Source organism: Bradyrhizobium australafricanum (assembly GCF_020329495.1).
Taxonomy (GTDB): domain Bacteria; phylum Pseudomonadota; class Alphaproteobacteria; order Rhizobiales; family Xanthobacteraceae; genus Bradyrhizobium; species Bradyrhizobium australafricanum.
In genome coordinates this window covers 1-10,077 of the sequence record NZ_JAGKJL010000124.1, presented here as the reverse complement: position 1 = coordinate 10,077, position 10,077 = coordinate 1, and the positions used below count along the sequence as shown (strand labels likewise).

The following is a 10,077-nucleotide window of genomic DNA, read 5'->3' as shown; positions in this document are numbered from 1 at the left end:
CTTTGCCGACCGGGTCTACCGCGGAAATCAACTCCTCGACGCGCTCTCAGACTGCGGTCCATGGACTGTCGAGATCGTCGAGCGGCCTCAAGGCGTCAAAGGCTTCCAGCTTCTGCCGAGGCGGTGGGTGGTTGAACGCACATTCGCTTGGTTCGGCAGATGCCGCCGCCTCGCCAAGGACTTCGAGGCGACGGTGGCAACCGAAGCTGCCTGGCTGCTGATTGCACACATCAGGCTCCTGACCCGCAGACTCGCGGCTGCAGCTAAGGTTGGGTGATTTATGAGTCAGACTCTGAGGTGCGAGCGGAGCGAGCCTCGAAGGATGCACGGCCACCATCCGGGCCGTCGACCCTTCGAGACGCGCGCAAGAGCGCGCTCCTCCAGCGACAAAGGCGAAGCCTTTGCGCGGGGGTGACGGTGATGGAATCTTGTGCGGCTCCTTCCACCGTCATTGCGAGCGAAGCGAAGCAATCCATGCATCCGAGCACGCGGGACGATGGATTGCTTCGTCGCTACGCTCCTCGCAATGACGGTGCCGTTACGCCCGGTCGATATGTTTCGCGATGACAGGGAAATAATTGTCCTTCGATCCCTTGTCGATCGCTTCCTGCAGCACCGTGCCGATCAGCTCCGCGCCGCGGATCTTGATGCCGGCATCGGCGGCGAGCTCCAGCGCGTAGGACAGATCCTTCAGCGCATATTCGGTCGAGAATGCGCGCTCGGGAAACACGCCGGGCACGATCGCCTTCATGCCATGGTTGCGGAGCGCAAAGCTGTCGGCCGAGCCCTTCGACAAGGTTTCCAGCAGCAGTTTCGGATCGACGCCGTTATGCTTCGCCACCGCGACAGCCTCGGCCAGCGCGTTCACGGTCTCGAACAGCACCATGTTGTTGAGGATCTTGGTCACCTGCCCGGCGCCGACGTCACCGCAATTGGTGACATCGGTGGCGAAGCAGCGGATCAAGGGCTCGATCGCGGCATAGAGCGCGGGCACCGCGCCGACCATCACGCTGAGCGTGCCGTCCTGCGCCGCCTGCCGCGTGCGCGCGATCGGTGCGTCGACCCACGCTGCGCCCCTGGCCTGCAACTGCGCGGCGAAATCGCGGGTCTGGCTGACTGAAGACGTGCCGAGATCGACCACGATCCGGCCGCTTCTCGTGTTCTTCAAGATGCCGTCGCCTTCGAACACCGCGCGCACGTGCCTGGCGCTCGGCAGGCAGAGGAACAGCACATCGCTCTGCTTGATGACGTCGGCGACCGACGCCGCAACCTCGGCACCGTCGGCGCGCAACCGCTGCAGCGGTTCGGCCGAGAGGTCGAACACGACAACGCGCTTGCCGCTCTTCTTGACCAGGTTGCGGCAAATCGGCTCACCCATCACGCCGAGGCCGATGAACCCGAGAGTCTTGGTGTCAGTCGTCTTGGTGTCAGTCATATCGCTTCTTCTTTGACGTTTCTTGACGTGTTGCAGACGAGCCTCGCCCAATCGGCGAGGCTATTTCGCGAATGATCGCGACGGTGCCAGATGCAGCGCGAACGCATCGACCTTGTCGCTGGCGCGCGGATAGATCTCGCTGACGATCGGATCGTGACCGGGAATGAAACGGTCCGGATGACCGGCGAGCCGCTCGACGGTCTCCCAGCCCTGCGCCATGTCGCCGACATTGTAGACGATCGGGAACGGGCTGCGCTTGTGCAGGTTCGCGTAATAATGCGCGGCATCGGACGCCAGCACGACCGGGCCGCGCGCGGTCTCGATGCGCACCACCTGCAGGCCGTCGGAATGGCCGCCGACGCGATGCACGGTGACCCTAGGCGCGATCTCGCCGTCGCCGGAATGGAAGGTGACGCGCTCGCCATAGACGTGGCGCACCATCTGCGTGACGTGCTCGATGGAGAACGGATGGCGCAGCATGCCGTTGCACATGCAGCGGCCGGTCGCGTAGCTCATCTCGCGTTCCTGCAGATGGAATTTGGCGTTCGGGAAGCGATCGAGATTGCCGGCGTGGTCGTAATGCAGGTGGGTGACGACGACGTCCTTGATGCTATCGGCACTGACGCCGAAGCTGGCCAGCGCGTCGACCGGGTTGAGCGTCAGCTTGCGGGCGCGCGCCTTGGCCTCCTCGGCGTTGAAGCCGGTGTCGACCAGGATGTCGCGGCCATGGCCACGGATCAGCCAGACGAAATAATCCAGGTCCTGCGCGGTGGTGTCGTGCGGATCAGGCAGCAGGAAGTTGAGGTGGGGCGTGCGCGGCGACATTGTCGCATAGCGCAGGGCGTAGATCTCGTAGGCGTTTCCCATCGGTTTCGCTCTTGTTTGCAAGGCCTGTTTTGACGGCTTGTTTTTGAATGGCCTGCCGTCCCGAACACAAAGCCATCGCCTCGCGCAAAGGTCAAACCGCGCAGAGTGCGACGAGCGCATGACAGGGTGGCGAGAGTGAGTGCGATCACATGATCGGCCCGCAGGAACCAGCACCGTGCCGTGATGACGATGGCCGCCATGACCGCATGCTGTTGCACTGCGGTCTGGCTGGTATCACCGCGATAAACGATGCTGCCGCAAGCCGTTGACGGGGGTTTGGCCGTGGTTTGATAATGGATTTTCGCTAGAGTAAGGTTCCCGAGGCGCAGGCTGGAAGCGGCGCCATTTCACTGGAATGCCGCGATCTGGATTTGCTGCGATTATGAAAATGCGCCTTGCCTTGCTCGCCACGCTGATTTTTTCAATCGCGGCGCCCACTTTGTCCTTTGCCGCCGGCGACCGTTTCGCGCTGGTCATCGGCAATGCCAAATATCCCGACGCCGACGCACCGCTGAAGGAGCCGGTCAATGACGCACGTGACGTCGCCGACGAGCTGAAGCGCGACGGCTTCACCGTCGAGGTCGGGGAGAACCTGACCGGCGACGGCATGCGCCGCGCCTTCGACCGGCTCTACGGCAAGATCAAGCCGGGCTCGGTCGCCCTGATCTTCTTCTCCGGTTACGGCATCCAGTCGAACCGGCAAAGCTACATGATCCCGATCGATGCGCAGATCTGGGCCGAGGCCGACGTCCGCCGCGACGGCTTCAGCCTCGAGACCGTGCTCGGGGAAATCAACAGCCGTGGCGCCGGGGTAAAGATCGCCTTGATCGACGCCTCGCGGCGCAACCCGTTCGAGCGGCGCTTCCGCAGCTTTTCGGCAGGGCTCGCCCCGGTGATCGCGCCGAACGGTACATTGGTGATGTATTCGGCCGCGCTGTCGTCCGTCGTCTCCGACAATGGCAGCGACCACAGCCTGTTCGTGCGGGAACTCCTGAAGGAGATCCGCACCCCCGACCTGATGGCCGAGGAAACGCTGAACCGCACCCGCGTCGGCGTCACCCGCGCCTCGCGGCAGGAACAGGTGCCGTGGATCTCGTCGTCACTGGCCGAGGATTTCTCGTTCATTCCGACCGGCGCAGGCGGGCCCTCGAACGCTGCGCCGGCACCCGCCGCGTCGCCGTCACCGGAGGTGGCAGCGGCACCGCCGGTCGCGCCTCCGCCGGCTCCGCCCGCCGCAACGCCGACACCGCCTGCGGCAACCCCGACGCCACCAGCGGCAACAGCGCCGACACCATCACCGGCGCCGCCTCCGGTTGCGGCAGCGCCGACTGCACCGCCACCCCAGCCCAAGGCGCCAGAGATCGCCCTGCCGCCGCCCGCGGCTCCGCCGCCGGTGGTGATCCAGCCCACGCCGGCGCCGAGCAATTCGCCCGCGCTCGCCGATGATCCGACGATCAAGAGCCTGAGCGAAAAGCTGGACAAGAATCCCGATGACGCAGCGGCGCTGTATCGCCGCGGCCAGGTCTATGCCAGCAAGGGGGCCTACGACCTTGCGGTGAAGGACTTCACCAATTCGCTGCGGCTGAACCCGAAGGATGTCGAGGCCTATAACAACCGCTGCTGGGTCCGCACCGTGATCGGCGACCTGCAGGCGGCGCTGAAGGACTGCAACGAGGCGCTGCGGCTGCGCCCGAACTTCGTCGATGCGCTCGACAGCCGCGGGCTGATGAACCTGAAGGGCGGGCAGAACAAGAACGCGATCGCCGATTTCGACGCCGCGCTGAAGATCAACCCGCGGCTGACCTCGTCGCTGTACGGGCGCGGGCTCGCCAAGCAGCGCAACGGCGCGGTCGCGGAGGGCGATCTCGACATCGCCAACGCCAAGGCGATGGACCCGAACATCGTCAAGGAATTCGCCGACTACGGCGTGCAGTGACAACGGACGAAGGTCTGCCCGCGGCTCGAACCGCTGACGGAATTGAGCGACTAATCAGAGGGTGCGAGCCGGGCAGCGATGCCGGCAATCAATCTGGATAGTCGTTGGAACCGCGCCAGCTTGCGCAGGAGGGACCGAAATGTTCAAGCTGTCGGCAAAGGCCGCGATCGTTTCAATCATGACCGTCGGCGCCGCACTGTCGTTTTGCCTGGCAGCCGCCCGCGCCGGTGACGATGTCACCGAGGACCAGATCATCAAGGCGCTGACGCCCGACAAGAAGCCGCTGACCCGCGGCCTTTCGGCCGGACCGCAGACCACCTCGCCGGAGTTGAACGCAGACCAGGCCAAATTCGTGCAGAGTGTCCGCGGCCGCGCCACCCGCTCGCTGTCCTCGGCGGAACGCGAGGAAATCGCGACCATCGTCCAGGACAAGCCCAAGATCGATCTCGAGATCAACTTCGACTACAACTCCGCCGACATCAGCGCCAAGTCGTTGCCGTCGGTGCAGGCGCTCGGCCGCGCCTTGACCAATCAGGACCTGAAGGGCTCGACCTTCGTGGTCGCCGGCCACACCGACGCCGCCGGCGGCGAGGATTACAATCAGGGCCTTTCGGAGCGCCGCGCCGACGCCATCAAGCGCTATCTCGTCGACAAATATGGCATCAACGGCACCGATCTCGTCACCGTCGGCTATGGCAAGAGCAAGCTGAAGGACCCGAGCCACCCGATGGCGGAGGTGAACCGGCGCGTGCAGGTCGTGAACGTGGAAAACAAGGCCACCGCCGCCAAGTGATGGGCGGTGGCGTGGCCCCTTTTTGAGGCTACAATGCGTCCCGCACCCCGGCGGGGCGCATTTGCTTTAGGGCCAATGCCGTTGGGCCGAGACCCAAAACGGCCCACAGGCGACCCGCCTCACATGACGTCAGGGCATGATCCGGAACAATGGCACCGGCCTTCCGAATGCCCAGGCAGTACGATAGCGAGCGTGATGAGACTTCGACCAACACCCATGATGCGCCAAGCTCCGGATTGATCAGGCGATGAATTTTTCCCAATACCTCAAGCCTGCGCTCGGCACGGTGCTCTTCCTTGTCCTCGCGATCGCCTATTACGCGTTCGAGCACCGCTCCCATCCCGAGGAGAAGGAGACGCCGGGCCAGGCGCTGGTCGTGGTGACGAAGTCGACCAATGCCTGCTTCTCCGACATGGTCCGCGTCACCGGCTTCATCGTGCCGCGCCGCGAGGCGCAGGTGAATGTCGACCAGGACGGCTCCAAGGTCACCGACGTGCTGGTCCGCGAAGGCGACACCGTCACCGAAAACCAGGAACTGGCGCGGCTGACCCCGCCGCCGCAGCAGGCCGCACAGGCCAATGCCAAGCCGCTTGTGCTGCGGGCGCCGGCGGCCGGCCTCGTCACCGAGGTGCGCACCGCGCCCGGCGCGCCGGCCTCGCCGCAGGCTCCCCCGATGTTCAAGATCTCGATCAACAACGAGATCGAGCTCGACGCCGAAGTGCCGGGCTTCCAGCTGCTGAAGCTCAATCCCGGCGCCAATGTGCGGATCAGCCGCGACGATGCGCCCGACATGGTCGGCAAGGTCCGCCAGATCTCGCCGCAGATCGACCGCACCACCCAGCTTGGGCATGTCCGCATCACCATCAACAACAATCCGACGCTGAAGGTCGGCATGTTCGCGCGCGCCAATATCGACGCCAAGCGCTCCTGCGGGGTCGCGGTGCCGCGCACCGCGATCGACCGCCTGACCCTGCAGGTCGTGAAGGGCAACACCGTCGAGACCCGCAGGGTGCGCGTCGGGCTGACCTCCGACACCTCGACTGAAATCCTTGAAGGCCTCGACGTCGGCGAAATCGTCGTGGCCGATGCTGGCACCTCGCTGCATGACGGCGACCAGATCAAGACCATGTTCGCCGACGAACTCGATCGCACGCGATCACGGTAATTCGGGCACGCTAATGGCTTTGAACATCTCGGCATGGTCGATCCGGAACCCGCTTCCCTCGATCGTCTTCTCGATCATCCTGCTCGTGCTGGGCTGGGTCTCCTTCACCAAGCTCGCGGTGACGCGGCTGCCGAGCGCCGACATTCCGGTGATCTCGGTCGCGGTCTCGCAATTCGGCGCCGCGCCGTCGGAACTTGAATCGCAGGTCACCAAGACCATCGAAGACGGCGTCTCCGGCGTCGAGGGCGTGCGCCACATCTCCTCCTCGATCACCGACGGCCTGTCGGTGACCACGATCCAGTTCGCGCTGGAGACCAACACCGACCGCGCGCTCAACGACGTCAAGGACGCGGTGACGCGCGTGCGCGCCAACCTGCCGCAGAATGTCACCGAGCCCCTGATCCAGCGCGTCGACGTGATCGGCCTGCCGATCGTGACCTATGCCGCGATCTCGCCCGGCAAGACGCCGGAGCAGCTGTCCTATTTCGTCGACGACGTGGTCAAGCGCGCCCTGCAGGGCGTGCGCGGCGTCGCCCAGGTCGAGCGCATCGGCGGTGTCGAGCGCGAGATCCTGGTCTCGCTCGATCCCGACAAGCTGCAGGCGGTGGGACTGACCGCGGTCAATGTCAGCCAGATCCTGCGCGGCACCAATGTCGACGTCGCCGGCGGGCGCGCCGAGATCGGCAAGAACGACCAGGCGATCCGCACGCTGGCCGGCGCCAAGACGCTGAACGAGCTCGCCGGCACCATGATCCCGCTGTTCGGCGGCGGCGAGATCCGGCTCGACGATCTCGGCACCGTCACCGACACCATCGCCGACCGGCGCACCTTCGCCCGCTTCAACGGCGAGCCGGTGGTCGCGCTCGGCATCAAGCGCTCCAAGGGCGCCAGCGACGTCGTCGTCGCGGCCGCGGTGCAGAAGCGGATCGACGCGCTGAAGGTGGCCTATCCCGATGTCGACCTGAAGCTGATTGACACCTCGGTCGAGTTCACCAAGGGCAACTACGAGGCCGCGATATCGACCCTGTTCGAGGGCGCAATCCTCGCCGTGATCATCGTGCTGCTGTTCCTGCGCGACATGCGCGCCACGATCATCGCAGCGGTCTCGCTGCCGCTGTCGATCTTCCCGGCATTCTGGGCGATGGACCTGCTCGGCTTCTCGCTCAACCTGGTCTCCTTTCTCGCCATCACGCTTTCGACCGGCATCTTGGTCGACGATGCCATCGTCGAGATCGAGAACATCGTCCGCCACATGCGGATGGGCAAGACGCCCTATCGTGCCGCCCTCGAAGCCGCCGACGAGATCGGCCTTGCGGTGATCGCGATCTCGCTCACCATCATCGCGATCTTCGCGCCGGCGAGCTTCATGTCAGGCATTGCCGGGCAGTTCTTCAAGCAGTTCGGCATCACCGTGTCAGTGCAGGTGTTCTTCTCGCTGCTCGCCGCGCGCTTCGTGACGCCGATGCTGGCCGCCTATTTCCTCAAGCATCATGACCACGACGATCCACCGCCCGGCCCGATCCTGCGCGGCTATCACAGCCTCGTCACCTGGTCGGTGAAGCATTACTTCGTCACCGTGCTGATCGGCTTTGCGATCTTCGCCGCGTCGATCTGGAGCATCACGCTGCTGCCGCAGGGCTTCCTGCCGGCGCAGGACACCGCGCGCTCGCTGCTCGCGATGGAGCTGCCGCCCGGCTCGCAGCTCGCCTACACCGAGAAGGTCACCGAGGAGATCGTGGCGCGGCTGCGCAAGCGGCCCGAGGTACGAAGCGTGTTCGTCGATGGCGGCCGGGTGCCGCCGGGCCTGCAGGAGGTCCGCCGCGCCGCGCTGATCATCAACTACACGCCGAAGGCCGACCGCAAGATCACCCAGCGCGAGCTCGAACTGTCGATCGGCAAGGAGCTCGATAACGTTCCTGACATCAGGTTCTGGTTCCTCGACGAGAACGGCCTGCGCGCGATCTCGCTGGTCGTCACCGGTACCGACAGCAACATCGTCAACAACGTGGCCAGCGAACTCGCGACGCAGATGAAGCGGATTCCGATCATCGCCAACGTGATCTCGGAGACCGCGCTCGACCGGCCCGAGCTGCGCATCCGTCCGCGCGCCGAGCTCGCGGCCCGGCTCGGCGTCTCGACCGAAAGCCTGTCGCAGACCATTCGCGTCGCCACCATCGGCGACGTCGGCCCGGCGCTGGCGAAGTTCGACGCCGGCGACCGCCAGGTGCCGATCCGCGTCCAGCTCGAGGACAATGCGCGCAGCGATCTGCAGATGCTGGAGCAGTTGCGGGTGCCGCTCGGCCAGCGCGGCGAACGCGGCGGCGTGCCGCTCTCCGTCGTCGCCGACATCCAGCTCGACCAGGGCCCGACCAGCATCAACCGCTACGACCGCGAGCGGCAGGCCACCGTCGCGGCCGATCTCGTAGGCAATGCCGCGCTGGGCGACGCCACCAAGCTGATCTACGACCTGCCGGTCATGAAGACCCTGCCGAAGGGCGTGAAGGTCAGCCCGTCCGGCGACGCCGAGAGCCTCGCCGAACTGTCCGACGGCTTCGCCACCGCGATCACCGCCGGCCTGATGATGGTCTATGCCGTGCTGGTGCTGCTGTTCGGCACCTTCCTGCAGCCGATCACCATCCTGTTCTCGCTGCCGCTCTCGATCGGCGGCGCGATCGGCGCGCTGCTGCTGACCGGCAAGCAGCTCACCACGCCGGTGTGGATCGGCATCCTGATGCTGATGGGCATCGTCACCAAGAACGCCATCATGCTGGTGGAGTTCGCGGTGGAGGCGATCCGCGACGGCAAGGCGCGCGAGGAAGCCATGATCGACGCCGGCATGAAGCGCGCCCGCCCGATCGTCATGACCACGATCGCGATGGCCGCCGGCATGATGCCCTCGGCGCTCGCGTTCGGCGCCGGCGGCGAATTCCGTTCGCCGATGGCGCTCGCGGTGATCGGCGGCCTGATCTTCTCGACCGCGCTGTCGCTGGTGTTCGTGCCGGCGATGTTCATGGTGATGGACGACATCGGCGGCCTGATCTGGCGCTTCGGCAAGCGGCTCGTGGTCTCGCATGCCGACCACGAGCTGACCCCGAACGAGAAGCAGTCCGACGAGACCAAGCGGCCGCCCGGCCCGCCGAACATGATCTCGCCCGCCGCGGAATGAGCTGAGGCCGCGCCTCGCCAACGGCGCGACCCGTACGAGGTGACGCACGTCAAAATATCGAAAACAACCCCATGCAAAGGAGCCGGCGGCGGCCGGCATGCGACACCGCGACTTGACACGTCGGGCAAATCAGGGGCAAATTTCCAATATACCGAAATCGTGCAAGCATCATTCGCAATGGCCCCGGCTGCGGGGAATCTCCGCATACTCCAGCTATCACCATATGCGCGGAGGCGGCTCCTCACCCTAAGCCTCTAAGGGCAAGCATCGCTTGTCTCGCTGCCGTAGGAACGGGGTGAAGGAGCGGAGCGCCGTTGCGGTCGCTATTCGACCCAAGGGCGCGTATTCATGCACTGGGAAGCACACTTTCAGGCGCGAACCAGACATGCGACCTGACGGGTCAGGGATGTCGCCTTTTGACCCTGGCTGTGTGAAAACGCTGGGCTGCTGCTATGATTCTCCTCTGATTCTTTGGGGGAATCGATGAGGCGCTTCGTTGAAGAGGCGGACCGTGGGCAGCGGACGCTGTTGCCCGAATGCCTCGATGATTTCATTGACGAGAGCAACCCTGTGCGGGTGATCGACGCATTTGTCGAGGTGCTCGATTTGGCCGGGATGAGCTTTAAGGGGGTGGAGCCTGCGGCGACTGGTCGGCCGTCGTATCACCCTTCGGTGCTCCTCAAGCTTTACATTTACGGCTATTTGAACAGGGTGC

8 protein-coding genes are annotated in these 10,077 nt (G+C 65.0%); 6 read left to right on the top strand and 2 right to left on the bottom strand.

The features are described 5' to 3' along the window. On the top strand, window positions 1-277 hold a 277-nt coding region (locus J6525_RS44965), incomplete at its 5' end, for a transposase (protein WP_225649256.1). A 261-nt stretch (window positions 278-538) separates the two neighbouring features. On the opposite strand, the gene J6525_RS44960 is transcribed toward J6525_RS44965, so the two are convergent. Then, on the bottom strand, window positions 539-1,471 hold the full coding sequence (locus J6525_RS44960; protein ID WP_283809540.1) for an NAD(P)-dependent oxidoreductase: 933 nt from the start codon (window positions 1,469-1,471) through the stop codon (window positions 539-541). 24 nt (window positions 1,472-1,495) lie between these two features. Continuing rightward, window positions 1,496-2,302: an N-acyl homoserine lactonase family protein gene (locus J6525_RS44955; protein WP_225649439.1), complete on the bottom strand. Its 807-nt coding sequence runs from the start codon at window positions 2,300-2,302 to the stop codon at window positions 1,496-1,498. 382 nt (window positions 2,303-2,684) lie between these two features. Between J6525_RS44955 and J6525_RS44950 the strand changes: the two genes are divergently transcribed. The 5 genes from J6525_RS44950 to J6525_RS44930 all read left to right on the top strand — a co-directional run. Continuing rightward, window positions 2,685-4,238 (top strand): caspase family protein, encoded by a 1,554-nt coding sequence (locus J6525_RS44950; RefSeq protein ID WP_225649438.1) that lies wholly within the window; start codon window positions 2,685-2,687, stop codon window positions 4,236-4,238. A gap of 139 nt (window positions 4,239-4,377) precedes the next feature. Then, window positions 4,378-5,031, top strand: coding sequence for an OmpA family protein (locus J6525_RS44945; RefSeq protein ID WP_225649437.1), 654 nt, complete (start codon window positions 4,378-4,380; stop codon window positions 5,029-5,031). A 247-nt stretch (window positions 5,032-5,278) separates the two neighbouring features. Then, on the top strand, window positions 5,279-6,196 hold the full coding sequence (locus J6525_RS44940) for an efflux RND transporter periplasmic adaptor subunit (protein ID WP_225649436.1): 918 nt from the start codon (window positions 5,279-5,281) through the stop codon (window positions 6,194-6,196). A gap of 13 nt (window positions 6,197-6,209) precedes the next feature. Then, window positions 6,210-9,362, top strand: a complete 3,153-nt coding sequence (locus tag J6525_RS44935; protein WP_092089989.1) for an efflux RND transporter permease subunit — start codon at window positions 6,210-6,212, stop codon at window positions 9,360-9,362. Between the two features lie 483 nt (window positions 9,363-9,845). Beyond that, the coding region (locus J6525_RS44930) for a transposase (RefSeq protein WP_512699767.1) at window positions 9,846-10,077 on the top strand (232 nt) is incomplete at its 3' end.